Source organism: Pseudoclavibacter sp. Marseille-Q434 (assembly GCF_050315415.1).
In the GTDB taxonomy this organism is placed as follows: Bacteria; Actinomycetota; Actinomycetes; order Actinomycetales; family Microbacteriaceae; genus Pseudoclavibacter.
Genome location: NZ_JBNPQH010000002.1, coordinates 682963 through 709035, shown reverse-complemented (window position 1 = coordinate 709035; position 26073 = coordinate 682963). Strand labels below are relative to the sequence as shown.

At 67.7% G+C, this 26073-nt stretch carries 25 protein-coding genes, 1 tRNA gene and 1 pseudogene; 12 read left to right on the top strand and 15 right to left on the bottom strand.

Annotated elements, in window-relative coordinates; genetic code table 11:
* Positions 1–20: 20 nt before the first annotated feature.
* Positions 21–890, top strand: a complete 870-nt coding sequence (locus ACQFZP_RS10265; RefSeq protein WP_211891233.1) for a LysR family transcriptional regulator — start codon at positions 21–23, stop codon at positions 888–890.
* 33 nt (positions 891–923) lie between these two features.
* On the opposite strand, the gene ACQFZP_RS10260 is transcribed toward ACQFZP_RS10265, so the two are convergent.
* Entirely contained in the window at positions 924–1529 is a 606-nt protein-coding gene (locus tag ACQFZP_RS10260; protein WP_104254443.1) for a hypothetical protein, read from the bottom strand.
* A gap of 131 nt (positions 1530–1660) precedes the next feature.
* Here ACQFZP_RS10260 and ACQFZP_RS10255 point away from each other — a divergent pair, with 131 nt between their 5' ends.
* Both ACQFZP_RS10255 and ACQFZP_RS10250 read left to right on the top strand, forming a co-directional pair.
* Positions 1661–2200, top strand: coding sequence for a peptidylprolyl isomerase (locus tag ACQFZP_RS10255; protein ID WP_104310961.1), 540 nt, complete (start codon positions 1661–1663; stop codon positions 2198–2200).
* 153 nt (positions 2201–2353) lie between these two features.
* Complete coding sequence (locus ACQFZP_RS10250; protein WP_307852814.1) at positions 2354–3097, top strand: rhomboid family intramembrane serine protease; 744 nt, start codon at positions 2354–2356, stop codon at positions 3095–3097.
* A gap of 163 nt (positions 3098–3260) precedes the next feature.
* Here the strand turns inward: ACQFZP_RS10250 and ACQFZP_RS10245 are convergent.
* Positions 3261–3497: pseudogene (locus ACQFZP_RS10245) on the bottom strand (cell division protein CrgA); the annotation flags it as partial.
* A 148-nt stretch (positions 3498–3645) separates the two neighbouring features.
* On the opposite strand from ACQFZP_RS10245, the gene ACQFZP_RS10240 reads away from it, so the two are divergent.
* Positions 3646–4542 carry a class E sortase gene (locus ACQFZP_RS10240; protein WP_211891231.1) on the top strand — a complete coding sequence of 299 codons (897 nt, stop codon included), beginning with the start codon at positions 3646–3648 and terminating at the stop codon, positions 4540–4542.
* A complete protein-coding gene (locus ACQFZP_RS10235) occupies positions 4542–4733 on the top strand; it encodes a hypothetical protein (RefSeq protein WP_104310805.1) in 192 nt (63 codons plus the stop codon). Before ACQFZP_RS10240 ends, ACQFZP_RS10235 begins: the two co-directional genes overlap by 1 nt.
* Positions 4734–4799: 66 nt before the next feature.
* On the opposite strand, the gene pknB is transcribed toward ACQFZP_RS10235, so the two are convergent.
* The 7 genes from pknB to ACQFZP_RS10200 form a co-directional block, all read right to left on the bottom strand.
* Positions 4800–6572, bottom strand: coding sequence for a Stk1 family PASTA domain-containing Ser/Thr kinase (pknB, locus tag ACQFZP_RS10230; RefSeq protein WP_104310806.1), 1773 nt, complete (start codon positions 6570–6572; stop codon positions 4800–4802).
* A gap of 187 nt (positions 6573–6759) precedes the next feature.
* Complete coding sequence (locus ACQFZP_RS10225) at positions 6760–8556, bottom strand: protein kinase domain-containing protein (protein WP_211891230.1); 1797 nt, start codon at positions 8554–8556, stop codon at positions 6760–6762.
* Positions 8553–10013 carry a peptidoglycan D,D-transpeptidase FtsI family protein gene (locus tag ACQFZP_RS10220; protein WP_179555465.1) on the bottom strand — a complete coding sequence of 487 codons (1461 nt, stop codon included), beginning with the start codon at positions 10011–10013 and terminating at the stop codon, positions 8553–8555. The genes ACQFZP_RS10225 and ACQFZP_RS10220 overlap by 4 nt, the downstream gene beginning before the upstream one ends.
* The gene (locus tag ACQFZP_RS10215) at positions 10010–11419 is read right to left on the bottom strand and encodes an FtsW/RodA/SpoVE family cell cycle protein (RefSeq protein WP_179555464.1); all 1410 of its coding nucleotides are present in this window, start codon (positions 11417–11419) and stop codon (positions 10010–10012) included. The genes ACQFZP_RS10220 and ACQFZP_RS10215 overlap by 4 nt, the downstream gene beginning before the upstream one ends.
* A complete protein-coding gene (locus ACQFZP_RS10210) occupies positions 11403–12653 on the bottom strand; it encodes a Stp1/IreP family PP2C-type Ser/Thr phosphatase (RefSeq protein ID WP_179555463.1) in 1251 nt (416 codons plus the stop codon). The genes ACQFZP_RS10215 and ACQFZP_RS10210 overlap by 17 nt, the downstream gene beginning before the upstream one ends.
* Positions 12654–12655: 2 nt before the next feature.
* Complete coding sequence (locus tag ACQFZP_RS10205; protein WP_104310810.1) at positions 12656–13234, bottom strand: FHA domain-containing protein FhaB/FipA; 579 nt, start codon at positions 13232–13234, stop codon at positions 12656–12658.
* Positions 13231–13941, bottom strand: coding sequence for an FhaA domain-containing protein (locus ACQFZP_RS10200; protein ID WP_104254452.1), 711 nt, complete (start codon positions 13939–13941; stop codon positions 13231–13233). Before ACQFZP_RS10200 ends, ACQFZP_RS10205 begins: the two co-directional genes overlap by 4 nt.
* Before the next feature lie 234 nt (positions 13942–14175).
* Between ACQFZP_RS10200 and ACQFZP_RS10195 the strand changes: the two genes are divergently transcribed.
* Both ACQFZP_RS10195 and ACQFZP_RS10190 read left to right on the top strand, forming a co-directional pair.
* Positions 14176–14260: transfer RNA gene (locus ACQFZP_RS10195), tRNA-Leu, on the top strand.
* A gap of 238 nt (positions 14261–14498) precedes the next feature.
* Positions 14499–15980 (top strand): MFS transporter, encoded by a 1482-nt coding sequence (locus ACQFZP_RS10190; RefSeq protein WP_249312285.1) that lies wholly within the window; start codon positions 14499–14501, stop codon positions 15978–15980.
* Between the two features lie 174 nt (positions 15981–16154).
* Here the strand turns inward: ACQFZP_RS10190 and ACQFZP_RS10185 are convergent, their stop codons facing one another.
* The gene (locus ACQFZP_RS10185) at positions 16155–17432 is read right to left on the bottom strand and encodes an alpha-amylase family glycosyl hydrolase (RefSeq protein WP_211891229.1); all 1278 of its coding nucleotides are present in this window, start codon (positions 17430–17432) and stop codon (positions 16155–16157) included.
* A gap of 99 nt (positions 17433–17531) precedes the next feature.
* On the opposite strand from ACQFZP_RS10185, the gene ACQFZP_RS10180 reads away from it, so the two are divergent.
* Positions 17532–18452, top strand: a complete 921-nt coding sequence (locus ACQFZP_RS10180; protein ID WP_211891228.1) for an aldose 1-epimerase family protein — start codon at positions 17532–17534, stop codon at positions 18450–18452.
* 30 nt (positions 18453–18482) lie between these two features.
* On the opposite strand, the gene ACQFZP_RS10175 is transcribed toward ACQFZP_RS10180, so the two are convergent.
* Positions 18483–19412 (bottom strand): N-acetylglucosamine kinase, encoded by a 930-nt coding sequence (locus tag ACQFZP_RS10175; protein WP_104310813.1) that lies wholly within the window; start codon positions 19410–19412, stop codon positions 18483–18485.
* Positions 19413–19506: 94 nt separating this feature from the next.
* On the opposite strand from ACQFZP_RS10175, the gene ACQFZP_RS10170 reads away from it, so the two are divergent.
* The 4 genes from ACQFZP_RS10170 to ACQFZP_RS10155 all read left to right on the top strand — a co-directional run bounded on the left by ACQFZP_RS10170 (position 19507) and on the right by ACQFZP_RS10155 (position 22601).
* Positions 19507–20169 (top strand): hypothetical protein, encoded by a 663-nt coding sequence (locus tag ACQFZP_RS10170; RefSeq protein ID WP_211891227.1) that lies wholly within the window; start codon positions 19507–19509, stop codon positions 20167–20169.
* A 70-nt stretch (positions 20170–20239) separates the two neighbouring features.
* Positions 20240–21178 (top strand): HpcH/HpaI aldolase/citrate lyase family protein, encoded by a 939-nt coding sequence (locus ACQFZP_RS10165; RefSeq protein WP_249312284.1) that lies wholly within the window; start codon positions 20240–20242, stop codon positions 21176–21178.
* 148 nt (positions 21179–21326) lie between these two features.
* On the top strand, positions 21327–21791 hold the full coding sequence (locus ACQFZP_RS10160) for a peroxiredoxin (protein WP_104310815.1): 465 nt from the start codon (positions 21327–21329) through the stop codon (positions 21789–21791).
* 111 nt (positions 21792–21902) lie between these two features.
* Positions 21903–22601, top strand: coding sequence for a GNAT family N-acetyltransferase (locus ACQFZP_RS10155; RefSeq protein ID WP_211891226.1), 699 nt, complete (start codon positions 21903–21905; stop codon positions 22599–22601).
* 29 nt (positions 22602–22630) lie between these two features.
* Here the strand turns inward: ACQFZP_RS10155 and ACQFZP_RS10150 are convergent, their stop codons facing one another.
* The 4 genes from ACQFZP_RS10150 to nucS form a co-directional block, all read right to left on the bottom strand.
* The gene (locus ACQFZP_RS10150; protein ID WP_211891225.1) at positions 22631–23827 is read right to left on the bottom strand and encodes an ATP-binding protein; all 1197 of its coding nucleotides are present in this window, start codon (positions 23825–23827) and stop codon (positions 22631–22633) included.
* A gap of 17 nt (positions 23828–23844) precedes the next feature.
* Positions 23845–24327 carry a DUF3224 domain-containing protein gene (locus ACQFZP_RS10145; RefSeq protein ID WP_104310817.1) on the bottom strand — a complete coding sequence of 161 codons (483 nt, stop codon included), beginning with the start codon at positions 24325–24327 and terminating at the stop codon, positions 23845–23847.
* A gap of 49 nt (positions 24328–24376) precedes the next feature.
* A complete protein-coding gene (locus ACQFZP_RS10140) occupies positions 24377–25144 on the bottom strand; it encodes an HAD hydrolase-like protein (RefSeq protein WP_249312282.1) in 768 nt (255 codons plus the stop codon).
* 69 nt (positions 25145–25213) lie between these two features.
* Positions 25214–25909 carry an endonuclease NucS gene (gene nucS, locus ACQFZP_RS10135; protein WP_179555454.1) on the bottom strand — a complete coding sequence of 232 codons (696 nt, stop codon included), beginning with the start codon at positions 25907–25909 and terminating at the stop codon, positions 25214–25216.
* Between the last annotated feature and the right edge of the window lie 164 nt (positions 25910–26073).

Below are 26073 nucleotides of genomic sequence, written 5' to 3'. Positions count from 1 at the left end.
GGGAGTTATACGCTTGGCGCATGAGTCTCGAGCTCCGCCACCTCCGCGCCCTCGCCGCGGTCGTCGACGCGGGCACCTTCACCGATGCGGCCATCGAGATGCACTGCTCGCAGGCGGCCGTGTCGCGTGCCATCCTCGCGCTCGAGACCCAGCTCGGTGCGCAGCTCCTCTCCCGCTCCACACGTCATGTGGCGCTCACCCCCCTCGGCGAGCGGATCCTGGCCCGAGCGCGCCGCGTCCTCCTCGAAGTGAGCCTCATCGGCGACGAAGCGAATGCGGCGACCCGGGAACTTCGGGTCGGCTACGCCTGGTCGACGCTCGGCGCGCACACGAGCACCGTGCAACGACGCTGGCGAGCCGAGCATCCTGAATCACATCTTGTCTTCCGGCAGAGCAACACGGCGACGGCCGGACTCCTGGATGGTGAAGCCGAGCTCGCCGTCCTCCGCACGGCACCCCGCGATCCCCGCATCGAGACCGTTCTCGTCGGGAAAGAGCGACGGGTCGCAGTCCTGTCGAAGGAAGACCCGCTCGCGCGCAGGCGAACCCTGGTCCTCGACGACTTCGCCGGCAAGACCCTCGCGGTGGATGCACGGACCGGCACCACAGTCGGCTCACTCTGGCAGGCTGACCGATCGCCCATCTTCATCCCGACCACCTCCCTCGACGAGTGGCTGACCCTGATCGCGGATGGCGATGTCTTCGGCGTGACCAGCGAGGCCACGGCCGCCCAGCACCCCCGACCGGGGGTCGTCTACCGGCCCCTGCGCGACGCTCCGGCCATCGAAGTGCGGCTCGCCTGGTGGCGGGGCGCGAAGCCCGTGATGGCGGACGCGCTGGCACAGCTCATCACCGGCACCTACGACGAAGCCCCGCAACTCACGAGGTGAGCGCGGGGCCAGTCAGATGCAGGAGCGCGCGAACTACTTCGCGGCCGATGCGGGCGAGACCGTGGTGACGGGAGCGTCGAGCTCCTCGTCAGCGATCCACAGGTCGTCATCTGCGCGGAAGGTCTGCCAGAGGGCGTAGCCCACAGCAGCGACAGCTGCGACGCCAGCACCGATGAGCAGCCAGCCGCCGACGCCGACGCCGGAGCTGTTGTACTTCTTGTCGTACGCCTTCGATGCCTTCTTGGCGCGCGAGTTCAGCTCTTTCGAGACCTTCTTCGCGGAGCCGGCGACGTCCTTGAGGTCGTGGTTCTTCGAAGCGAGGTTGCTGACCGTGCCAGCCACCGAGCCCGAGAGGCCGGCGACGACGGGGAGGACCTTGCCGTTGAAGCGGACGCTCGCGTCTTCGTACTTTTCGCGGGCCACGCTGTAGCCGCGGTCGAAGCTCGGGCGAACGTTGTTGTCGTAGCTCTTCTGCAGAGCGGGGACGAGCTCGGACTCAGCCAAGCCCTTCGCGCTCACTCCAGCGGACTGCAGGATGCCACGAGCGTGCTCGATGACAGACTGCTGCTCGCTCCACAGGTTTGTTGCGTCCTTGCGGAGACGCTTGAGTTCACGCGACTGCTTCCGTGAAAGGGCCATTGGTACCTCCGGACGTTGACAAGTAGGTAGTGCATATCTTGGCACGCTTCTGCCACACGCAACCTGAATCACCGCACGCTGTCGGCGGACAGGCAGGAGAGAAGTCGGACGGCTATGGAAAGATGACGAGCATGTCAATCGCCACTGCACTTGCAACGATCAACACGAACCACGGCCCCATCAAGGTGGAGCTGTTCGGCAACCACGCGCCGAACACGGTCAAGACCATCGTGGGTCTCGCCACGGGCGAGCTGGAATGGACCGACCCTCGTGACGGCCAGACCAAGAGCACGCCCCTCTACGACGGCGTGATCTTCCACCGCATCATCCCCAACTTCATGATCCAGGGCGGCGACCCCACGGGCACCGGAACCGGCGGCCCCGGTTTCGCGTTCGACGACGAGATCCACCCCGAGCTCAACTTCAACGAGCCCTACATCTTCGCCATGGCGAACGCCGGCAAGCAGCTCGGCCGCGGAACGAACGGATCGCAGTTCTTCATCACGACGGACCCGACGCCGTGGCTGCAGGGCAAGCACACCATCTTCGGCCGCGTCGCCGATGACGAGTCGCGCACGGTCGTGGACGCGATCGCCAAGGTTCCGACCGATGGCCGTGACAAGCCGCTCAAGGACGTCGTCATCGAGAGCGTCACCGTCGAGCAGCTCTAGGCTCCAGGTTCCTCTTCACGAATGACATCACCCGAGCTGTCGCAGCAGCGTGAGAACTTCTGTTATCGACACCCAGACCGACAGAGCTTCGTGCTCTGTCAGCGGTGCGGCCGCACCGTCTGCCCCGAGTGCCAGACGCTCGCGCCTGTCGGCGTGATCTGTCCTGAGTGCATCCGGGAGTCGAATGCGAGAGCCAAGGCCGCTCAGCGTCCTTCAGCGCGAACGCGGCTGCGACGGCTCGGGCAAGACCAGCGACCGCTCGTCACGTACGCCATCATCGGCGTCTCGACCGTCCTCTGGCTCCTCCAGCAGGTGACCGGCGATCTGGTCACTGGCCTCCTCGTCTATCACGGCATCTACTCCCACGTCGGGAGTGGTGCGTTCGAACCGTGGCGCATGCTGACGTCGGCCTTCGCGCACTCGACCGTCTTCCACCTCGCGTTCAACATGCTGACGCTGTGGATCTTCGGGCGCGTCCTCGAGCAGGTGTACGGGCATCTCAGGTTCGCGGCGCTGTATATCGTCAGCGCGCTCGGGGGCTCGCTCGCGATCGCCCTCGTCGCACCGAACACGACCGTCCTGGGCGCATCCGGTGCCGTCTTCGGCCTCTTCGGCGCCTACTTCGTCGTCATGCGGCAAGCGCGCATGAACACTATGTCGCTCATCGTGCTCGTGGGCATCAACGTCGTCATGGGGTTCGTCATCCCGGGCATCGCCTGGCAGGCCCACCTCGGTGGCCTTGTCACCGGCGCGCTCTGCTCGTGGCTGTTCCTGTGGGAGTCGAAGTCGGCGAAGCCGTCGCGGAAGGGGCTCTGGATAGTGGCGGCGCTCGGTGTGCTCATCGTGGTCGGCGCCACCGCGAGCGTCTCGCAGCTGCCGCTGGGTATCGCCGGGTAGTCACTCGGAACGCAAGAAGCCGCGCATCCATCGGGATGCGCGGCTTCTTGCTATGTGGCTTCTCCGCCACAGAGAGCTATGCACAAAAGTTATCCACAGGGTTATGCACACCTGGGGATGAATTACACAGCTGTAATTCGAGCTCGTGTGGAGAAGGAAGCGGCTAGCGCCAGTTCGTCGTCATGATGAAGCCGATGAACGCGATGCCGAACCCGACGAGGATGTTCCACGACCCGAGCTCGGCGATGGGAAACGCGCCGCTCGTCAGGTAGAAGACGATGATCCAGAGGAACCCGACGATCAGGAAGCCGAACATGAGCGGCTTGAACCAGACCGGGTTCGGGTTGCGCTCATCGCTGTCGGCGACACCAGCTGCGCGCTTCTGCCTGCGCTGCTTCTCGGTCGCCGCGAGAGCGGCCGCTGCGGCGGACGCTTCGGACGAACGGTGCTTCTTCGTACCGGCCGGAGTCTTCTTCTCCGGCTCGTCGGACTTGGAGCCGCTGGACTTCTCACGAGACATGCGGGCCATCCTATCTATGATTGCTCCTATGCCATCTGCTGAACGGCCTGGACGAGACGACGGGACCACCTCGATCGAGTCGCTCCTCGCCGACGACGACGGCTACCAGACTCGGGCCCAGCGGCGTGCCCTCGAAAATGAGACCCGTCAGCGTCAGAGCTCGAGCAGAGGTCAGCGTCCCTCATCCGGCTCCAGGCCGCGCCGCAAGCTCAGCGTCGTGGGTGTCTCCGGAGAAGTCCTCATGACGCTCGGAGTCGTCATGCTCCTCTTCGTCGGTTGGAAGTACTGGCTCAACGACCTCATCGTCGGCGAGGAGCAGAACCAAGCCGGGCAGGAGCTCAGCCAGGTGCTCGCCGAGGGTGGCGAGGAAGCCACGACCGTGACCACGACCGACCCCGCGATCGGCATCCCCATCTCCTCGGCACCGACCGTCACCAACGAGCGGTTCGCGATCCTCTACGTGCCCACCTGGGGCGCCGACTACGCCCGTCCCATCGCGCAGGGCATCGAGCAGCATGAGGTGCTCGACCACAACATCGGCCACTACCCGGATTCGCAGATGCCCGGCGAGGTCGGCAATTTCGCGATCGCGGGCCATCGCCTCGCCTACGGGGCGTCCATGCAGAAGATCCACGAGCTGCAGCTCGGTGATGAGCTCGTCGTCGAGACGGCCGACGGCTGGTACACCTACTCCTACAGATCAGGTGAGTACGTCGCACCGACCCAGGTGGACGTGCTGGGTTCGGTGCCGCGGTACCCCGAGCAGACGGGCACCGACCGGCTCATGATGATCATGAGCTGCAACCCGTTCTGGTCGACCGCAGAGCGCATCATCGGCTACGCGGTCTTCGACACCTTCACTCCGAGAGCCGACGGTCCGCCAGCATCGATAGCGGCCTCGGTCGCGAGCCAGGGAGGTCTCTGATGTACGGCGCCCTCTGGCGAGTGCTCCCCGGCCCCTGGCCCGTGAAGCTGCTCATCGCCCTGGTCCTCATCGCCGCGGCACTCTACGGCCTGGTCTTCTTCGCGTTCCCTTGGGTGGATGCCCTTCTCACACCCCAGAACGACGTCACCGTCGGTCTCGGCGTGCTGTCCCAGGCTCCGGCTCAGAACTGATCGAGGGCCCCTCCCGCGAAGCGGAAGGGGCCCTCGACTCTGATCAACTGTGTGCGGGGAGGTGGATCAATCCTCCGGAGGCGTCGAGGGCGCACCGCTCGGCGTGGCGTCGGGAGTCGTCGTCGTCGGTGTCGGCGCGGGCTCCGACGTGCAGTAGGTGACCTCGACCTGCGAGTGCTGGGCGACGGGTCCCGGAGGCACCGACATGTTCACGATCGGGTTGCCCTCGACCGCGAGGCAGCCCGGGTCCTGCTTCACGACCGCGAGGAGTCCCAGCTCTCGCAAGGTCGCCGTCGCCGACTCGAGCGGCTGTCCCAGGAGGTCAGGCAGCGCCACGTTGCCCGTGGAGGTCACGAGGTTGACGCTGGAGGCCGCCGCGACGCTCGAACCGCCCGCGGGGTCACTGCGCACGATCGTGCCCGCTGCGACGGTCGGGGAGTCCTCTGACGTGATCTGGCCGACGCTCAGTCCGGCACCCTGCAGGGCAACCGTCGCCTGCTCGACGGTCATGCCGTTGATGTCTGGCATGGTCACCGCCGACGGTCCCGTCGAGACCACGACCGTGATCTCCTGACCGAGTGAGACGCTGAGTCCGGACCCTGGAGTCGTGCTGATGACCTGGTTCTCGGGAACATCTTCGCTCGTCTGCGCTTCGCGTACCGGAGTCAGACCGATCTCCTCGAGCGTCGTGCGCGCTGCGTCCCACTGCTCGCCGACGACATCCGGTACATCGACACTCGTATCGGGGAGCTGACCTGCCTGCGGCAGCTGCGAGACCCAGATGCTGACGGCGACGATGACGACGACGAGGAGCGCCGCGGCGCCCCAGATCCACATCGCCGGAGGGCGACGCTGCACCTGCGGTGCGCGGTCATCGGTCTCGGAGAGCGAGTTGAACGCCGACTCTGTTGCACTCACACCGGAAGGCGCTGGGCCGAACAGCTGCGTGCGGTCGTCGTCCTCCACCTTCGTCGCGAAGGCCGGCATGATGCCCTGGGCTGCGAGGTCGAGGTCACGGCGGAACTCAGAGGCCGACTGGTAGCGATCCTCTCGGCTCTTCGCGAGCGACCGCTTCACGACCGCGTTCATGGCCTTCGAGACCTTCGGGTTGATCTCGTTCGCGTCGATCGGGCGCTCGGTGACGTGCTGGTACGCCACGGCGACCGCTGAGTCGCCCTGGAAGGGGACCTTGCCCGTGAGCATCTCGTAGAGCACGATGCCAGCCGAGTAGAGATCGCTTCGTCCGTCGACGTTCTCGCCCTTCGCCTGCTCTGGCGAGAAGTACGAGGCGGTGCCGAGGATGGCGGTGGTCTGTGCGATCGTGCCAGCGGTGTCGGAGATGGCACGGGCGATGCCGAAGTCCATGACCTTGACCGTGTCCTCCGGCGTGATCATGATGTTTCCCGGCTTGATGTCGCGGTGCACGACACCTGCACGGTGCGAGTACTCGAGCGCCGTGAGGATGCCCGTCATGTACTCGTGGATCTGGGTGTCCGCGAGGGGAGCGCCGGCCATGACATCGCGGAGCTGCTGCCCCTCGATGTACTCCATGACGATGTAGGGGACGACGAGCTCGTGCCCGTCGGCGCGCACGAACGTGTCCTCGCCTGCGTCGAAGACGCGCACGATCGTCGGATGCGTCATTCGCGCGGCCGCCTGCGCCTCCTGGCGGAAGCGCGAGCGGAAGTCGGGCTCACCCGAGAGCTGCGTGTTGAGGAGCTTGACGGCGACGCGTCGGCCGAGGCGCTCATCGGTCCCGAGGTAGACCTCAGCCATACCTCCACGACCAATTCGCCGGCCGATGTCGTATCGGCCCGCGAGCGTGCGTTCGCCCTGCATCACGGAAGCAAGCTCCTCTCCCCTTGGCGGTGTCCACCAAGCTCAAGCCTCGTTAGTCTGCCGATCTTATCTCGCCCGGAATGGGTGAACGGTGCCATCGGTGCTGTGAACCGCACGTTTCATGTGCATGCATGGAGTTGGGCGAATTCGTTGCCTCGCGCCACCGTGCGGGAGCGACCCTCGTCCCCTACGCTCCGGGAGGAGTGGACGAAGACGGCGTCGGGTCGGGCGTGTTCACTTCCGGGACCGTCGCGGAACCCGTGGGTGAATCGGCACTGGTGTTCCCCGAGCCGCATGTCGCGCTGTAGGAGGCCTCGACGATCGAGGATCCCTCGCTCACCGTGGCCGTGGCCGTGGTCGCGGTTCCGGGGTCATCCTGCAACTCTGCACCCGACACGTTGACGTTGTAGCTCGAGAGGCTCTGACCAGGAGGGCACTGGAACGAGGGCCAGCTGATGCTGGCCTGCGTTCCGGCCGCGTTGACGGTGACCGTGGGGGCGGTCGTCGGCGTGTTCGGCGTCGCCATGCTGTCGTAGACCGTGAGGGTCACGGTCGAACCGAGGTCGACGGTGCCGGTCGGGCTGACCGCGGTCACCGTGTTGACGTCATCCGGGTTCGTCGCCACAGGTCCCACGGCACGGGCCGGGGTCAGTCCCAGCTCGGAGATGCGAGTGGCGGCCGTGTCGTAGTCGAGGCCGATGAAGTCACCCTGCGCGATGGAGACCGTGGTCGGCGTGCTGACCGTCGGGGTCGGCTCTTCCGGTGGGGTCTCCACAGCTGTCGTCTCTGCAGTGGTCGCCGGCGGCGTCGTCGCGGCGGGCGCGTTGCTGTTCAGCAGCGCGACGGCGAACCAGGCGAGCGCAGCGGCGAAGAGCACGATGGCGCCGATGAGCACCCAGACCCACGCCGCGGGCTTCTTCCGCTCGTCCGTGGCAGGAGAGACGAGAGCATCCGACTGCTCCTCGCCCTCGACGGGCGTGCCGCCGATGAGCGTGTCGAAGTCGTCCTTCATGACCTCGGTGGTGCCCGCGGCGGTGCCGAGCACCGTGGTGCGCGCACCCTCATCCATGACCGCCGTGCGGTCGAGCGGGGCGGTCGCGTCGCCGACCTCGTCAGCAGCGGTGAGCCCGAGGACCGCTGGCACGGCCTGCGCCGCGCGGGTCACGTTGCCGTCGCGGAGCGCACGAGCAGCCCTGGCGAACACCTCGGCGGACGCCGGGCGGTCGTCTGGCTTCTTGGCGATCGCGGCGAGGACCAGGTTGCGGACGGGCTCTGGCACCGTGACGGGCAGCGCAGGCGGCTCGTCGTTGATGTGGGCCATCGCGATCGCGACCTGCGACTCGCCGGTGAACGGACGCCGCCCGGCGAGTGCCTCATAGGCGACGATGCCGAGCGAGTAGATGTCGGTTGCGGGGTTCGCCGCGTGACCCGAAGCCTGCTCGGGCGAGAGGTACTGCACGGTGCCCATGACCTGACCGGTCGCCGTCAGGGGCACCTGGTCGGCGATGCGGGCGATGCCGAAGTCGGTGATCTTCACCCGGCGGTCGGGGGTGATGAGCAGGTTTCCGGGCTTGATGTCACGGTGCACGAGGCCGGCCTTGTGGGCGGCGTGCAGGGCGAGCGCCGTCTGCGACACGATGTCCATGACCTGGTCCGGAGGGAGCACACGCTCGCGCTCCAGCACGGTCGACAGCGCCTCCCCGGGCACGAGCTCCATGACGAGGTAGGCGGAGCCGTTCTCCTCGCCGTAGTCGTACACGTTGGCGATGCCCTCGTGGTTCACCAGAGCGGCGTGCCTCGCCTCGGCACGGAAGCGCTCGAGGAAGCCGGGGTCGCCCATGTACTCGTCTTTGAGGATCTTGATCGCCACGGTGCGACCGATCACCTGATCGGTCGCCTCCCAGACCTCGCCCATACCGCCGATGGCGATGCGCGAGCTCAGCTTGTACCGGTCTCCGAACGAAACACCTGCAGCTGGTCTCATCTGCTCAGCACCGCCTTCATCACTTGCTGCCCAATCGTCGCCGCCAGGCCGTTGCCCGTCCCAGACTGTCCCATTCCGCCACCGTCTTCGAGCACTACCGCGACCGCGATCTGCGTATCGCCTGATTCGGCGAATCCTGTGAACCACAGCGAGTACGGCTCGCCTTCGCCGTTCTCCGCGGTCCCTGTCTTCCCAGCCACGTTGATCCCGTCAATTCTTGCATTACTGGCGACGCCCGAGTTCACGCTTCCCTCCATCATCGACTGGAGTGATGCCGCAGTCTCCTCGCTGATGGCTCGCCCGAAGCTCGAGATCTCGGGCCCCTGGATCTCCTGGAACGTCGGCGTCTGGATGCTCTCTACAAGCGATGGGTTCATGACCTCGCCGCCGTTGGCGATTGCCGCAGAGATCATTGCGAACTGGAGTGGAGTCGCCCGCACGTCGAACTGGCCGAAACCGGTGAGCGCGAGCTGCGCGTCGTCTTCGAGTGCGGTGGGATACGTGCTGGCGCTTGCCGTCATCGGCACCTCGAACTCGTGGTTGAAGCCGAAGGCCTCAGCCATCTCGCGCACGCGCTCCGCCCCGAGGTCCATGGCGAGCTGCGCGAACGGCACATTGCAGGACTGCTCGAGGGCGATGCGGAGATTCGTCGTGTCGCCGCTGCCGCACTTCGCGCCGGCTGAGGGGTTGTTCACGGCGACGTTGGTGCCGGGGAGCGTGAGGGTCGCCGGGTTGGGCAGCGGCGACTCGGCGGTCGCGAGGCCGTCCTCGAGCGCGGCAGCGGCGACCACGAGCTTGAAGACGGAGCCTGGCGGGTTCATGTTGCCGCCGATGGCCCGGTTGCTGAGCGGATCGTTGGGGTCGGCCAGCAGCGCGTTGTACGCCTCGAGCACGCTTGTCTGGTCGTGGCTGGCCATCGACGCCGGGTCGTAGGTCGGTGTGGAGTACATCGCGAGGATCGCGCCCGTCGCAGGGTTGGTCGCCACGACCGCGCCCTTGAGCTCTCCGAGTGCATCCGCGGCCGTCTGCTGCGCGACTGGGTCGATCGTCGTCTCGACGGCTGCTCCTGCCGGGTCCTGGCCGGTGAAGAGGCGCTCGAGTCCCTGGAAGAACTGCGTGTCGCTGTTGCCGGAGAGCTCGGGGTTGAGTGCGCCTTCGAGTCCCGTTGACGCCCCGTCGACCGAGTAGTACCCGGTCACGGCCGCGTACAGCGGTCCGTTCTCGTAGAGACGCTGGTACTTGTACTCCGAGTCGACGGGGGTCGAGGACGCGATCGGGGTGCCGTTGACGAGGATCGGGCCACGCTGGATCTCGAAGCTCTCCTCGCGGGTGCGGCTGTTGCGCGGGTCGTCCCGCAGCGTCTCGGCCTGGAAGACCTGGATGCTGGTCGACGCCACGAACAGCGACATGAACATGATCATGACGAGGACGCCGACCAGGCGGATGTTCTTGCTCATTCGTCGATCGCCTCCGTCGGCACGTTACGCACGGTGTCGCTCAGTCTCAGCAGGATGGCGACGATGATCCAGTTGGCGAGCAGGCTCGAGCCACCGGCAGCCATGAACGGCATCGTGAGGCCCGTCAGCGGGATGACGCGCATCACGCCACCCGCGACGACGAACACCTGCAGGGCGATCGTGAACGCGAGCCCGGTCGCGAGGAGGCGGCCGAAGTCGTCGACGCCCTGCTGGCCGATGCGGAACCCGCGTGCCACGAAGATCACGAAGAGCAGCAGCACGACGAAGATGCCGGCCATGCCGAGCTCCTCGCCGATGGCCGCGATGATGAAGTCGCTGGAGGCGAGGGGGGTCGTGCCCGGGCTGCCGGAGCCGAGTCCCTTGCCGATGAGGCCGCCGGCCCCGAGGCCGAAGAGGCCCGTCACGAGCTGGAAGCTGCCGCCGTCGGCGTCGTACATCTCCTGGTCGAACGGGTCGAGCCAGGCGTGCACTCGGAACTCGACGTAGCCGAGCGTGTTGGCCGCGATGAGCGCACCGCCGATGAACAGGCCGAGGCCGATGAGCACCCATGACAGACGCCCGGTCGAGACGAAGACCATGACGAGGAACAGGCCGAAGTAGAGCAGCGAGGTGCCGAGGTCACGCTGGAAGACGAGCACGCCCATGCAGACGGCCCAGACGACGAGGATCGGACCGAGGTCCCGGATGCGGGGGAAGCGCATCCACAGGAACTTCTTGCCGACGACGGAGAGCGAGTCGCGGGCCGTCACGAGGTAGCCGGCGAAGAAGATCGCCAGGGCGATCTTCGCGATCTCACCGGGTTGGAACGAGAAGCCGGCGATGCTGATCCACACGCGCGCCGCCACGTCGGTGCGCCCGAGGCCGGGGATGAGCGGCAGCAGGAGCAGCACGATGGCCACGGCCATGAACACGTACGTGTAGCGCTGCAGGACCCGGTGGTTCTTCAGGGCGATGAGCACGGCGATGGCGACGCCGACGGCGAGCATCGTCAGCACGATCTGCTGCGTCGACGGAGTCCAGAAGACGCCCTCGAGGTCAGGGTTGCTGAGATCGATCCGGTAGATCATCGCGATGCCGAGGCCGTTGAGCACCGCCGCGATGGGCAGGATGAAGGGGTCGGCGCCAGGCGCACGGAATCGCAGCACGATGTTCACGCCGAGGGTGAGCGCTCCGATGATGGCCGAGAGCGTCACGACGTTGAAGTCGAAGGTGCCGCGGACGCCCAGCTGCACGAGCAGCAGCGCGGAGAAGTTGATGATGAAGGCGAACACCAGCAGGCCGAGCTCCATGTTGCGGAGCCCCTGGCCGGTCTTGCGGGGCGCGCCAGGCACGACGGGCGCCTGCTCGCGGGCCCCGCTCCGGAACGGGCTACTCAGGGACGGCATCTCGAAGCCGTTCCACGATCTCGTTGGCCGCCTCGCGGTCACCGGCGCTGATCGTTCTGTCGACCTGCGACTGCTGGTACTCGGGCAGTGAGGAGATCTTGATGTCGGTCGTCTCGGTCAGCTCGTGCAGCGTGATCGGCCCGATGCCCTGCTGCACGCCCTGGTAGATGGCCACATAGCCGACGTTCTCGCCGACGTAGTACTGCTGCTGCGTCCAGTTGTAGGCGAAGAGGCCCGCGCCGGCGACTGCTGCGATGAAGACGATGGACGCGGCAAGCCACGAGAACTGCCGGACGCGCTTGCGCCGCTTGTCCTCGGCGATCAGCTCCTGGAGTGCCTCGTCGCTGAAGGGCACGAACTCCTCGTCCTGCGGGCGAGGCGCGGGACGCCGCAGCGGGTGCAGAATCGACGGGATGATCTGGTTGCTGCGCTTCTGCAGGTTCGCGGAGTAGCGCAGCGGGTTCGCGGCCGAGCCGACGACACGCGTCTTCATCGGCTCGAGCGGCGCCGTGCCGATCTCCAGCAGCACGACCGTCACGTTGTCCGGCGCCCCGTTGTCGAGCGCCAGCTGCACGAGGTCATCGCTGATCTCGCGGCTCGACTCGTCCATGCGAGCCAGCGTCCGCTCGATCTGCGACTCATCGACGTAGCTGGAGAGGCCGTCGGAGCAGAGCAGCCAGCGGTCGCCCTCCTGGATGTCGAACACCTCGGTGTCGACATCGGGTCGCGTCTCGACGTCACCGAGCACACGCATGAGCACCGAGCGTCTCGGATGCGTGAGCGCCTCTTCTGGCGTGATGCGGCCAGCATCCACGAGTCGCTGCACGAACGTGTGGTCGACCGTCATCTGCACGAGGGAACCGTCGCGGAAGCGGTACACCCGCGAGTCGCCGATGTGGGCGAGCACCAGGGACTCGCCGACGAGGCTCAGGGCGCTCACGGTCGTGCCCATGCCGCGAAGCTCGCTGTGCTCCTCGACCGCCCCCGCGATGAGCGAGTTCGCATCGAGCAGCATCTCCGTCATGGCGTGCTGGGCGTCGTCGGTGCCCGCGTACTGCTCGTCGTTCTCGGCGAAGTGCTTGACGGCGATCGCGCTCGCGACGTCGCCGCCCGCGTGTCCGCCCATGCCATCGGCAACGACGAACAGGTGGGTTCCGACGAACCCGGAGTCCTGGTTGTTGCTCCTGACCTTGCCGACGTGTGACACGGCGCCGGCGCGCGCGATGACCAGCATGCCTATCGCAGCTCGAACGTCGTCGTCCCGATGCGGACAGGGGTGCCGATGGGAACGTGGGTCGGCTGCGAGACTCGCTTGCCGTTCACGTACGTGCCGTTCGTGGAGTCGAGGTCCTGCACCATCCATGCGTCGTTCCAGAGCAGGAGGCGCGCGTGGTGCGTCGAGCTGTAGTCGTCCTGGATGACGAGGTCGGAGTCGCCTGAGCGGCCGATCGAGAGCGGCTCGCTGCGGAGGGTGAGCTCGGTGCCTCGCTTCGGGCCAGAGGTGATGACGAGCTTGCTCGGCCGCTCAGAGCGTGCGGATGCGCTCGGCACCGGAGTCGACGGGCGCTGGACTGCCTCGGTCGGGTCGCTGGGCGCCTGTGATCGGACGGGAGCCGGTGCCGCCGGGGCAGGCGCGCTGTCGCTGTCTGCCGAAGCGAAGACCTGTTGGCGCGACTTCTCCATGGCCTGCTTGTACGCGGAGGAGCGCGTACCGAAGAGGTCGCTGCGGAGCGAGTAGATGACGGAGAAGACGAAGATCCAGAGCGCCGCGAGGAAAGCGAGGCGGAGGACCAGGAGGGTCAGTTCACTGGTCATGTTCTGCCTCCCTGTCGAGGGAGGTACCCGGTGTCGTCACTCGGGTCGGCCTGGGGGATCACCCGGAACACAATACGGTGACGACCGATCTGGATCGTCGAATCGGGCTCGAGACCCGCCTGCGAGATCGATCGGCCGTTGACCTTCGTGCCGTTCGTCGAGCCGAGATCGCGGATGCCCGCGCGCTTGCCGTCCCACACGACTTCCGCGTGCTTGCGGGAGGCGCCCGTGTCGGCGATCGTGATGTCAGCCTCCGAGCCTCGACCGATGACGGTCGAGCCGATGCCCACGTGGATGCGCTCCCCATCGACGTCGAGGATCGGCGCCCAGGCGACCTGCCCCTGGACGCTCCGCGAATCGACTTCGATCCGCCCCTCGGAGAGCGAGTCGTTCTCGAGGAACTTGATGCTGAGCCCGCCGGAGAACTGGTAGCCCTGCTTCGCCGCATGCTGTTCAACGACGCGCATGAGCTCATCCTGGATGCCGGCGATCTGCGAGATGCGCGTGTAGTCGACCTGCGACATCTGCACGTTGAAGCGATTGGGGACGAGCACGCGGTCGCGCGTGACGACCGACGCCCTGGTGTCCATCTCGCGTTTCAGCGCAGCGCTGATCTCGACGGGCTGGAGCCCAGAGCGGAAGGTCTTCGCGAACGCACCGTTGAAGACACGCTCGAGCCCACGCTCAAATCTGTCGAGGATTCCCACTTGACTCCTGGTTCTCAAGGGCACGCCGCAGCCCGCACCGGGTGGCGCGAATCTGTTTCATGCTAACGGCACTGGGCTGGATGTCCGACTTCAGGTGCCTTCCTGTGGGTTGCCAATGGGCGTTCGGCGGCCGGGCCGTTCGGCCCGGGCCGCGATTTTCTGGGGGTCCTCGGGCGTGCATCCACGCGTCGGTTTCGCAGTCGGGGGAAGTGTCTGGTAATCTCTCGGAGGTTGGCGCGAGTGGCGGAATTGGCAGACGCGCACGGTTCAGGTCCGTGTGCCTTCGGGTGTGGGGGTTCAAGTCCCCCCTCGCGCACCAGAGTCCCAGAGCAGGTCACCTGCATCGGGAACACAGAACCCCCGGAACTTCGGTTCCGGGGGTTCTGTCGTTCTCATGGCGACGCCACGCGACGCGTCTGCGCTTATGTGCGCTCGCAGGACTTGCTACAGTTGCCGATCTGTCGAGCGTCGCCGCTCGGGTAGGTCGAGGCGGCGACGTCCTCGGTCCGAGGCTTGAAACCTCCAGCACTCGCTTTCTGAGAACCTGGAGGGTTTTCTTGTCTCTTGACGCGTCTTCCGTCACCCGCGCATCCGCGCCACGCACCATCTCCAAGTGGTGGGCACTCGCGGTGCTCGCCCTCACCCAGCTCGTCGTCGTCCTCGACGGCACGATCGTCACGATCGCGCTGCCGCAGGCGCAGCTCGATCTCGGTCTCACCGACGTGCAGCGCCAGTGGGTCGTCACGGCCTACGCGCTCGTCTTCGGGGCGCTCCTCCTCCTCGGCGGTCGCATCGCCGACTACTGGGGGCGCAAGCGCGCCTTCCTCGTCGGCATGATCGGCTTCGGCGCCGCCTCCGTCTACGGCGGCTTCGCGCAGAACGCCTTCGACCTCATCCTGGCTCGCGGCCTGCAGGGGCTGTTCGCCGCACTCCTCGCTCCAGCCGCGCTCGCCCTGCTCACGGTCAGCTTCCCGTCTGGCAAGGACCGAACCACCGCATTTGCGGTCTTCGGCGCCATCGGCGGAAGCGGCGCAGCGGTCGGACTCGTCCTCGGCGGGGCGCTCACCGAGTTCGCCAGCTGGCGCTGGTGCCTGCTGGTCAACGTCTTCTTCGTCATCGCCGGTGTCATCGGCGCGCTCATCGTGCTCAAGGAGAGCAAGGCAGAGGGCGACAACACCTACGACCTGTGGGGCACGCTCACCGTGTCACTCGGCCTCGGCTCGCTCGTCTACGGGTTCAGCCTCGCGGAAGAGGGCTGGGGTTCGCTCGGCACCATCGGCTTCCTCGCGCTCGGGGTCGTGCTGCTCGCCGCCTTCGTCTGGATCGAGACTCGGGTCGCCCAGCCGCTGCTCCCGCTCCGGGTCGTGCTCGACCGGGTGCGCGGCGGAGCGTTCCTGATCCAGGCTGTCATCGGCAGCGTGCTCATCGGGGCGACCATGTACCTCGCACTGCACCTGCAGATCGTCATGGGCATGGAGCCGCTCGTCGCCGGTCTCGCCAACGTCGCCATGACGGTGGTCATCCTCGCGTGCGTTCCCGTCTGCGCACGCCTGCTCCCGAAGTTCGGCCCGCGTCCGTTCATGATCGTCGGCCCGATCATCGTCGCCGGCGGACTCCTGCTGCTCTCCGGCGTGACCGTCGACGGCGGCTACGTCACGCACATCCTGCCCGGACTCGTACTGCTCGGCATCGGCCTCGCCATGATCTTCGTGCCCCTGCAGAACCTCGCACTCACGGGCGTCGAGCCGCACGACGCCGGCGCAGCGGCGGCGACCGTCAACTCCACCATGCAGATCGGCGGGTCGATCGGCCTCTCGGTCTTCACCGTCTTCTACGCGAACGCGGTCGCCGCGGGTCTCGAAGCAGGCGAACCCCAGCTGCAGGCCTTCACGAACGGCTACTCGGCCGTGTTCCTCGCGGCGGCGGGCGCCATGCTCCTCGCAGCGCTCATCGCCGGCTTCATGATCAGGGGCACGAAGGACCGCCCGCTCGTGCAGCAGGAGGCGGAGGAGCAGGACACGCTCGTCTCGATGCACTGAGACAGCCGAGGCAGCTGCACGGGGCGAAGTCCAGGGGTGTTGCGCTCGCGGCTGACCAACATCAGTGCAATATCCGGCGTTCTGGCGCAGAACACGCGCCCGAGATAGGAAATTGCACTGAAGTTGGTCAGCCATTCGGCTGAACGCAGGCCTGAGCTGCGTAGCCGGCCGCGGTCACTCGCCGGCGTCGCTCCACCGTTCGAAGCCGTGGCCGCCGACCTCCCGGCCTCCCAGCTGAACAGCGTCGTCGCCGAGGTTCACCGCGAGCCTCGCGAGTTCACCGTCGTCGCCCTCGGCGATGAAGAGCGCCGCCGTGTTCGAGAGGTCCTCCGTGCGGGTCCTCGCCGTCGCGAGCCACGGGTGCTGGCGCCGGAACGCGATCGCGTCGCGGTGAGCCTGGGAGTAGGGGTTCTCGGGCCACTGGCTGGGGTCGGCCGGGAACTCCGGACGGATGGCATCGTCCCCACCCGCGCGCTCCTCCTTGACCGCTTCGAGCCCGCGCTCGTCACCCGCGTACACGCTGGGGGTGCCGGGGAAGAAGAAGAGCATGGCGATGGCGGCGGCGTGGTTGCGCTCGTCGTCGATGGCACTCGCGATGCGTGTCACATCGTGGTTGCCGAGGAAGGTCATCGGCAGGAAATGCGCCGTGAAGTCGTTATGGCGCTGCAGCGACCAGTCGAGCTCGAAGAGGTTCTGCTCCTGGACGGAAGAGCGCAGCGCCTTCCACAGCTCGTACTGCGTGACCGAGTCGAGCCCCGAGTCGGCGACGTACCCGTCGTAGTCGCCGTGGATGACCTCGCCCACGAACCATGCGTCGGGGAACCGCTCACGCAGCGGGTCGATGGTCGCGCGCCAGAAGAGCGGACTCACGGCGTAGGCGGCGTCGAGTCGCCACCCGTCGGCGCCTCGCTCCAGCCAGTGCGCCATGGCGCCCGAGACGTACTCGATGACCTCGGGATGCTGATGGTTCAGCACGACAAGCGCGTCGTGACCCTCGAACACGTCGACGGCGAGGCCGTCCACCTCGCGCGCATCCGACCCTCTCGCGAACCTGGCGGCCGCGGCGGAATCCGGCCCGGCCTCGACCGCCTCGCGCCACCAGGGGTGGTCGCGGCCCACGTGATTGAAGACGCCGTCGAGGAGCACGCGGATGCCGCGTTCGCGGCAGGCGGCGATGAGCGCGTCGAAGTCGGCGTCGTCGCCGAGCCGAGGGTCGATGCGCAGGTGGTCGACCGTGTCGTAGCCGTGGGTCTGCGATGCGAAGACGGGACCGAGGAGCAGGCCGTTGAGCCCGAGGCCGACCAGCTCGTCGAGCCAGGCGGTGATGCGGTCGAGGCAATGCTCAACGGATCCGGGCAGATCACCGCCGGTCGTGTCCGCGCCCACGAACCCGAGTGGGTACACATGCCACCAGAGAGCGGTCTGCGGCCAGGGCTGAGGAGCTGAGGTCATCTCCCCAGGCTAGTGACGCGGGCTGAGAGAGCCGGATCCGACTCGGCGTGAAAGACTGCCATTCGTCCTTCCCCTGACAGCACCGAGGAGTCCCCACCGATGTCGATCACCCCGCGCTCAGGCTCCTCCTACTTCCTCTCCCACGGCGGATACGAGGCGTCGATCTCCAGCATCGGGGCGACACTGCGCGAGCTCACGCACCACGGCAGGCACCTCGTGCACGGCTTCGACATGGACGAAGTGCGGCCGGCGTACAAGGGGGCGACGCTCGCACCGTGGCCGAACCGCATCATCGACGGCCGCTACCGCATCGACGGCCAGGAGTTGCAGCTCCCGCTCTCCGAGCCGAAGCGCGGGCACGCGCTCCACGGGCTCGCCCTCTGGCTCGACTTCCAGCCGGAAGACGTCGGCACCGACTTCGTGCTCCTCGCCGCCACGATCGAGCCGCAGACCGGCTACCCGTTCCGTGTCGAGGTCCGCACGAGGTACCAGCTCGGCGAGGACGGCCTCTCGACCACCATCGAGCTGCGCAACGTGGGCGCCGGAACCGCCCCGGCTGGCGCATCCACCCACTCCTACCTCGTCGCAGGCGAAGGGCAGATCGACGACTGGACTCTGCAGTCGCCGGCGCAGAAGCTCATGCACGCGCACGGCGCGCGCCTGCTCCCCGGCTCCGTCGTCTCCGTCGAGGAAGTCGCCGGGGCGTTCGACTACCGCGAGGCGCGACGCATCGGCGAGATGGAGATCGACCACGCCTTCACCGACGTCTTCGGCGACAGCACCACCGCCACGGTGACCCTCACCACCGCTGACGGCACGGGGGTCGGCATGACCTGGGGCACGGATGCGCCGTGGGTGCAGGTCTTCACGAGCGACCAGCCCGGCATCGACTGGGACCGCCAGGCCGTCGCGGTCGAGCCCATGACCTGTGCGCCAGACGCCTTCAACTCGGGCCTCGACCTCGCCTGGCTCGAACCAGGCGAGAAGCTCGAGACGTCGCAGCGGATCTTCGCGATCTAGAGAGCCCCGAGGAACGCCAGCGTCAGGACGCTAGAGCGTCACGACCCCGATCGACGCGATGAGAGCGTGGTCCTGCTCGAGGTGTGGGAGCATCGCCGCGCCGTCGAGCGGGTGGCTCTCGCCCACCGCCACGCGAGCCTGAGGGACGCGCTCGAGCAGCGAGCTGCGGAACGCCGCCGCCACGTGCGGCGACGAGAACACGTTGCCGATCGCGCGGACCTGCACCTCGTCACGCGACCCCGGCAGGCCGACGCGCGCGAGCCCGGCAGCGACCGACGCCGCGAGCTGCGAGCCAGCAGCCGCGAGGATCTCGGCGGCGACCGCATCCGTCTCCGCCAGGTCACCCACCGACCTCGCGAACGAGGCGATGTGCCGAACCTTCCCCTCGTTGGTCTGCAGCGACACGTACATGCTGGGGAGATCAGGGTGGTGAGCCAGCACGACCTCGGTCAACGCCGTCTCCGGACCGCGACCGTCGAACGCGCGCATGACCGCATCCAGTGCCGCACGGCCGATCCAGTAGCCGGAGCCGGCATCACCGACGAGGTAGCCCCAGCCATCCACCTGCGCGAGCCGCTCTTCCCCGACGGCCAGCGTGACCACGCCGGTGCCAGCCGCCACGACCGCGCCCAGCTCAGAACCGAGCGCCCCAAGGAACGCCGAGATCGAGTCGTGCGCGATGAACACCCTCGCGACCCCGAACGGCTCCACCAGCAGGGCGAGCTCATCCGCGACGGTCTGCGCGTGCGTCACACCGGACACGCCGCCAGACACCGTGACGCCCGTCAGGCCGGACTCCCGCAGCGACTGCTCGACGACGCTCGCGAGCTGCGGCGCCAGCGGCAGGTCGGTGCGGATCGCGGCGAAGGAGCGCACCTCGCCCGCGTCGATCTGCGAGCGGATGCCGCTCTGACCGGCATCGATGGCAAGAACGGGCGCTGGGGAGAACGTCGTCGTCATGTACCGAATCGTATTGCAGTCAGGCGACAACGCCCTCCCACTCCGGGGAGAGGTGCCCGAGCCGGAAGCACGCCAAGAGTCTTAGGGTGATGGCATGACGACACCGAGCCAGTGGAACGGGCAGCAGCGACCGGACGGCCAGCCGAACTCGCCGCAGAACTTCGCGGCGAACGCCGGGCAGGGCACCCCCGACTATGGAACGCCGCCAAGCGGCCCACCTTCCGCCTACAACGGGTCCGGCCAGGCGGCTCAGGGGCAGCAGCAGGCGTACGGGCAGCAAGCCCAACAGCCCGCCGGCTACCAGCAGCCGGCAGGCGGGGAGTACCAGCAGCCGGGCGCCTACCAGCAGCCAGGGGCCTACTCGCAGCCCGGAGCCTACTCGCAGCCCGGGAACACCCCACCGCGTCGGGTGCTCACCTTCTCGACGCTCCGCGAAGAGCTCTCATTCGCGACCAATCGCTTCGGCATGATCTCCCTCGCGAGTGCGCTCGGCGGGTGGCTCCTCACGACTCTGCTCTCCTTCATCATGAGCGCCGTCGCGCGGACCGGGAGCTTTGAGATCTACGCAGTCCTGAACCCGGTGCTGACCATCCTGCAGATCCTGAGCGCGGCCGCAGCCATCGTCTTCGGAGTGCTCGCGTTGCGTGCCAGCGGATGGCGCAACATGCCAGCCTCGGTGGGCTCCGTCCTGGGTGTCGTCATGATCGTCCCAGCGATCTTCTACTTCCTCTTCGGGCTGATTCCGTACTCCTACTGATCAGCATCCGGGCAAGTTCTTGTAGGGGTCCGCAGAAGGACAGCGCGTTTCGTCGTACTAAGCTCACACCTTGGCTGCGGAAAACGCGGCCGTGCGTGGTCGAGCCGGCCCGTGCATCCAGTCGATGAATGAGGCGAGAGTTCTGAACGTTCCAGCGAGCCCCCACCCCAAGTCAACAGCCGGTCACGTCGTGCCGCCGGCGGATGCCAGGTCCTGGCTGCTCGTCCCGGCATCCAGGCCGGAAGCGTTCGATGCCGCAGCGGAGTCCCGCGCCGACGTCGTCATCCTCGACATCGAAGATGCCGTCGACCCGAAGCACAAGGCCGCCGCACGCGCCGATGTCATCTCCTGGCTCAAGGCCGGCAACTCCGCCTGGGTTCGCATCAACGACACCCTCTCCGACTTCTGGGCCGACGACGTCGACGAGCTCGCGGGCGTCCCCGGACTCCTCGGGGTCGTGCTCGCCAAGACCGAGCAGGCCGAGCAGGTCGTCAACACGTACCAACGACTCGGCGCGCGCATTCCCGTCGTGCCGCTCATCGAATCGGCACTCGGACTCGAGGAAGCCACGAACATCGCCCGCGCCGACGGTTCCTTCCGCCTTGCCTTCGGCAGCGGTGACTTCCGTCGCGACACCGGCATGTGGGCGACCCGCGAGGCCATGGCCTACGCCCGCTCGCGCCTCACCGTCTCGTCCAAGGCGGCAGGCCTGCCCGGCCCCGTCGACGGACCGACCACCGATGAGAGCCTCCGCGTCCTGCGCAACGAGTCCGAGTGGACGCTCGAGCACGGCATGACCGGCAAGCTCTGCCTCCGCCTCGAGCAGACCGCCGTCGTCAACGAGGTCATCTGCCCGCAGACGAGCGACATCCTCTGGGCCCGCGAGTTCCTCGCGGACTTCGACGCCGCTGGCGGCGTCGTCCGTGACGGCAGCGACCTGCCCCGCCTCGGCCGCGCGCGCAAGATCCTGCGCCTCGCCGAGGCCTTCGGCATCACCGTCGAGGTCTAGTCGCACCCGACGGACAGCTCGACCGAAGGCCTGCGGGCCGCCTGCCCCTCGTTCGCCGGTGGGGTGGCGGCCCGTTCGCTGTTCCCAGGAGAGTGTGGGTGCGCGCTCGCTAGAGTCGGCACGTCAGATTCCCGAGCGAGGAGCAATCTTGGTCACCACTCTCAGCGTCGGCGACAGCGCCCCCGACTTTGCGCTCACCGACCAGCACGGCGAGATCATCCGGCTCAGTGACCTCACCGGGTCGCCCGTCGTCGTCTACTTCTACCCGAAGGCGGGCACGACCAAGTGCACGCAGCAGGCGTGCGACTTCCGCGACAACTTCGACGCCCTGAGCGGCGCTGGCGTCACCGTGCTCGGCATCTCACTGGACCAGCCGCGAGAACTCGCGATCTTCGGCGAGGAGCAGCAGGTTCCGTACTCGCTGCTCAGCGATTCCGGGGCGACCGCGATGGAGTGGGGCGCGTGGGGCGAGCGTCCCGTCGCCGGCATCGCGGGCACCGGCGTGATCCGCTCGAGCTTCATCGTCGACGCAGCGGGCAAGCTGTCGTACGTGGCCTACGACGTCGACCCCGATGGGCACGTGCAGGCGCTTCGCTCGCAGCTCGGCGTCTGACGACGGAGGACGACACAGCGGGGCAACCAGCCGTAACGGTCGGTCACGCCGCGCGGGGGTGACCCTCGCGTGCGTGACAATCGGAGACACATCCACTGTCTCGAGGACCACATGACCGACACCGCCATCGCCTCCACCTCTGTGCTCGACAACCCCGCCTGGCACTCGCTGACCGGTGCTCACGCGCACCTCGCGATCGGCGGGGACCTCGTGAAGCGATACCCGGCGGACGTATCGCCGTTCCTCGGTGTGCGCTCCTGGGATGAGCCGCACGTGTGGGACGCGATCGCCGAGCTCCTGGGATCGGGGGCCGAGCTCGCGATCTCGCACGCAGACCCGGAGGTTCCGGCCGGATGGGCGCAGACCTGGCGCGGAGAAGGTGTGCAGCTCGTGCAGACGCCGCGCCTGCAGACCAGGCCGGACGAGGAGGTCGTCGAACTCGGTGCCGACGACGCCGATGACATGCTGGCGCTCGTCGAGCGGAACCAGCCAGGTCCGTTCCTCCCGCGCACGTACGTGATGGGGCGCTACATCGGCATCCGCCGCGACGGGAAGCTCGTCGCCATGGCGGGTGAGCGGCTCCACCCGGCTGGATGGACTGAGATCAGCGCCGTCGCCACGGACGCCGACTACCGACGCCAGGGCCTCGCCTCCCGCCTCGTGCTCGACGTGGCCTTCCACATCCAGGAACGCGGCGACCAGGCCCTCATGCACGCCGCGGCCAGCAACACGGGCGCCATCACCGCCTACGAGAAGCTCGGCTTCGAGCTGCGCCGCGCCACCCCGTTCACGGGCGTGCGCGTTCCCTGAGCGGCCCTGGGCTGAGCCCTTCGGCCTCGCTACTCGTCGTCGGCAGGCGGGGGTGGGAACGCGCGGCCCTGGGGGAGCGCGATCGCCTCGCTCACCACATGCTCGCGCAGGTATTCGCGCAGGTACGGCGTCGTGAACTGCACACGGCCGTAGCCCGCCGGTTCGATGATGCCGGCGTTGATGAGACGCTGCCGATACACGCCGACGTAGCCTGCCTTCGCGCGCATCCGCTGGCGGATCTCGCTCGAGAGCGATGGACCGTCGTCGCTCGCCATCGCGGCGAGGTAGGTGCGGTCGCCGACGGACAGGGCCGCGAGCGTCGGCTCGTAGATGTACTGGCCCATCGCCTGCCGCGCGAGGCGGACAGCGCGACGCGTGTGCTGAAGGTCGATGCGCTCGGCGCCGCCGGCCTCCTGCCACGACTTCGAGCCGATGAACTGCACGAGGAACGGGTACCCCTGCGTGCCCCGCACGGCGTAGTCGAGCGCCTCGTCGTCGATGCTGCGACCCCCGCCGACGATGGGTTCCGAGAGCGCTCGTGCTGAGGCCTCGTAGCTGAGCTGTCCGAGCTCCTGAACGTGCGCGCGGCGGAGGAACGTGAGCATCCGGTCGCTGCGCAGCTCGTTGATGTTCGGCTTGAGGCCAGCCCCGACGAAGGCCACGTCAAGGCCTTCGCGGAAGGCATGCTGCACCACCGTCGTGATCTCGCGAAGGTCGTCGATGGCACCTCGGTGGATCTCGTCGACCGTGATGAGCACGCCGGTGCCGTTCGGCGCGAGGAGGCCCGTGAGTGCCGTCAGCTGCGATCGCAGGTTGGCGACTGGCCTGTGCCGGTCTTCGACGGTCGAGATGAACCCGCCGGAGCTCATCGGCAGCGTGACTCCTGTGATGCGCCGCTTGCTGGCCCGCGGGTCGTGCTCGGCGAGCAGCTTCGGGAGGGCCTCGGTTGTGATGCGTTCCGCGAGTCCCTTGGTGGCCGTCTCGGAGATGACGAGCCAGCCGCGCGACACTGCGATGTCCTCGAGCGCGTTGAGCATGACGGTCTTGCCCACCCCGCGCAGACCGGTGACGAGGGTCGCCCGCCCCACCTCCCCGGGAGTGCCGTCGATCGCCGCCTCGAAGGAGGCCAGCATCGCAGACCGCCCGACGAGCAGCGGTGGCGTGACCCCGAAGGACGGCGTGAACGGGTTCGGGGGCGCGGATGCTCCTCCCGCTTGCTTCGGCACCGGACCGCGACTTCCGGTCAGGCCGAGGGCTCGGACGTGCCCGCCTCGACTTCGCCCGCGAACACCTCGCCGTCGATCTCGACCTCGTCGGTGTCGTCGAACCGGATCTCGAGCACGAGCGTGTGGTCGTCACCGCGGGCGATGATCTCGCCGGTGCCGCTCACACCCGCCAGCTCTCCGGTGCCCGAGTCGGGCACGATGTGGAGCAGCCCGCCGCCCGCGGCCGGACGGCCCCTCGCGACCGTGTTCGCGTGCCAGAAGGCGAGCGTGCCCGACTTGCCGGCGATCGTGCCCTCGAAGGCGTCGATCGCGACGTAGGTGCCGGACCCGTGCTTCTCGTTGAAGGCACCCGCGAAGAGCACTTCGCTGCGCCCCTCGATGTCACCCCCCGAGATGGCACGGACGATGAACGCACCCCCGAGCGGGGCTGCGGTCTCGATGCCGACGGCACGGCCGTTCGCATCCCAGGCTTCGATCGTGAAAGAGCTCTCTACGCGCATGCCATGAGGATACGACGCAGCACCGACAAAGCGGCGGGAGCCGCGGGGATCAGTCGAGAGCGAGGAAGGTGCGAAGCCGCTCGGCAGAATCGGCGACCGCCACCGAGCCCGCTTCCTCACCCAGGCGTCCGTACCCCCAGGACACGTAGACGGCGGGCACGCCGTGCTCCGCTGACCCTTGGACGTCGTAGAAGCGGTCGCCGATCATGAGCACGTTGCTGAGGTCGACGCCCGCGACGTCGAGCCGCCTGAGCGCCTCTTCGATGACGTCGGCCTTCGCCGAGCGCACCTCGTCGTCCGAGGCTCCCGTGATCGTGAGGAACTGGTCGGCGACGCCGTAGCTGTCCAGGATGACCGCCGCGGAGCTCTCCGGCTTGCTCGTCGCCGTCGACTGCGGGATACCCGCCGCGTGCACGTCGCGGATGACCTGCAGGACACCCGGGTACGGGTCGCCGATGAACGAATCCGACTCGCGGTAGATGGTGCGGTAGCGCTCGGTGGCCTCGATCGGGTCGAGCCCGTAGGCGGCGAACGTCTCGTGGATGGGCGGGCCGACGTGCTTCAGCAGCTCGGCGTCTCCGGGAATCGGGAGGCCGTAGCTCGAGAGCACGGCGCGCAGGCTGTTGAGGATGCCGGGCGCCGAGTCGCTGATGGTGCCGTCGAGGTCCCAGAGGACAGCCGTGTACGGGGCGATGCCGGTTCCGCGCTCGAGGTCGACCCGTCGTGTTCCCGGCGTCGCTGCCGGCTGGACGACCTCGGTCGACTGGGGTGCGGTGGGGACCGGACCGGTCATTTCAGTGGAGCTTGTGTGCGTCATGTCCGAGCCAGTGTAGTGAGGAGCACCCGAGCGCAAGGCGACAGACAGCTGAACGGTCGGGGTGGCCCGTCAGAACAGGCGCATGTGGCGTGGGTCGACGCCGCGCATCTCGTCGTAGTCGAGGATGACGCAGCGGATGCCGCGGTCCTCAGCCAACGTGCGGGCCTGCGGGGCGATCTCCTGCGCCGCGAACACACCGGAGACGGGGGCGAGCAGCGGGTCGCGATTCATGAGCTCGAGGTAGCGCGTGAGCTGCTCGACGCCGTCGATGCCACCGCGTCGCTTGATCTCCACGGCCACGGATGCGCCGGTCTCGTCACGCGCGAGGATGTCGACGGGACCGATGGCCGTCATGTACTCGCGGCGCACAAGCGCGTGCCCCTCACCGAGCAGTTCGATCTGGTCGGCGAGCAGCTTCTGCAGGTGCGCCTCGACCCCGTCCTTCTCGAGCCCCGGGTCCTTGCCGAGATCGTGCGAATGGTCGCTGAAGACCTCGCCGATCGTGACGAGCAGCTGGTCGCCGGTCTTCGTCTGCGTGACCCGCCAGAGCGCCGTGACGCCGGCGTCGGCCTGGGTCGCATCCGGTGCCTCTTCGACGATCGAACAGGGCGCGCTCATCCAGTTCAACGGCTTGTAGCTGCCCCCGTCGGAGTGCACGAGGAGGCTGCCGTCGGCTTTGCGCATGAGCACGCGAGGGGCCATGGGCAGGTGGGCGGTGAGGCGGCCGATGTAATCGACGCTGCAGTTCGCAATGACAAGACGCACCCGTCGAGGGTAATCGTTCGAGACGCGACGGACGGCCACGCGCGCCGGTGTCCGGCAGGGACCGGAGTGACGGCATTCAGGCCCCGACGGACCAAGAAGCCGGCCGACGCCGGGCCGCGATATCCGGCTTTCCGGCGCTGATACGGTGATGATCGGCAGGCAGC

Excerpts from the sequence above, each read along its gene's own strand:
- ACQFZP_RS10175 (WP_104310813.1), bottom strand. The coding sequence starts at position 19,412 with ATGACGACGACGTTCTCCCCAGCGCCCGTTCTTGCCATCGATGCCGGT.
- ACQFZP_RS10185 (WP_211891229.1), bottom strand. The coding sequence starts at position 17,432 with ATGACCTCAGCTCCTCAGCCCTGGCCGCAGACCGCTCTCTGGTGGCAT.
- ACQFZP_RS10145 (WP_104310817.1), bottom strand. The coding sequence starts at position 24,327 with ATGCGCGTAGAGAGCTCTTTCACGATCGAAGCCTGGGATGCGAACGGC.
- ACQFZP_RS10220 (WP_179555465.1), bottom strand. The coding sequence starts at position 10,013 with ATGAGCAAGAACATCCGCCTGGTCGGCGTCCTCGTCATGATCATGTTC.
- ACQFZP_RS10170 (WP_211891227.1), top strand. The coding sequence starts at position 19,507 with ATGACGACACCGAGCCAGTGGAACGGGCAGCAGCGACCGGACGGCCAG.
- ACQFZP_RS10265 (WP_211891233.1), top strand. The coding sequence starts at position 21 with ATGAGTCTCGAGCTCCGCCACCTCCGCGCCCTCGCCGCGGTCGTCGAC.
- ACQFZP_RS10180 (WP_211891228.1), top strand. The coding sequence starts at position 17,532 with ATGTCGATCACCCCGCGCTCAGGCTCCTCCTACTTCCTCTCCCACGGC.
- ACQFZP_RS10225 (WP_211891230.1), bottom strand. The coding sequence starts at position 8,556 with ATGAGACCAGCTGCAGGTGTTTCGTTCGGAGACCGGTACAAGCTGAGC.
- ACQFZP_RS10235 (WP_104310805.1), top strand. The coding sequence starts at position 4,542 with ATGTACGGCGCCCTCTGGCGAGTGCTCCCCGGCCCCTGGCCCGTGAAG.
- ACQFZP_RS10210 (WP_179555463.1), bottom strand. The coding sequence starts at position 12,653 with ATGCTGGTCATCGCGCGCGCCGGCGCCGTGTCACACGTCGGCAAGGTC.
- ACQFZP_RS10255 (WP_104310961.1), top strand. The coding sequence starts at position 1,661 with ATGTCAATCGCCACTGCACTTGCAACGATCAACACGAACCACGGCCCC.
- pknB (WP_104310806.1), bottom strand. The coding sequence starts at position 6,572 with ATGCAGGGCGAACGCACGCTCGCGGGCCGATACGACATCGGCCGGCGA.
- ACQFZP_RS10140 (WP_249312282.1), bottom strand. The coding sequence starts at position 25,144 with ATGACGCACACAAGCTCCACTGAAATGACCGGTCCGGTCCCCACCGCA.
- ACQFZP_RS10155 (WP_211891226.1), top strand. The coding sequence starts at position 21,903 with ATGACCGACACCGCCATCGCCTCCACCTCTGTGCTCGACAACCCCGCC.
- ACQFZP_RS10215 (WP_179555464.1), bottom strand. The coding sequence starts at position 11,419 with ATGCCGTCCCTGAGTAGCCCGTTCCGGAGCGGGGCCCGCGAGCAGGCG.
- ACQFZP_RS10240 (WP_211891231.1), top strand. The coding sequence starts at position 3,646 with ATGCCATCTGCTGAACGGCCTGGACGAGACGACGGGACCACCTCGATC.
- ACQFZP_RS10260 (WP_104254443.1), bottom strand. The coding sequence starts at position 1,529 with ATGGCCCTTTCACGGAAGCAGTCGCGTGAACTCAAGCGTCTCCGCAAG.
- ACQFZP_RS10205 (WP_104310810.1), bottom strand. The coding sequence starts at position 13,234 with ATGACCAGTGAACTGACCCTCCTGGTCCTCCGCCTCGCTTTCCTCGCG.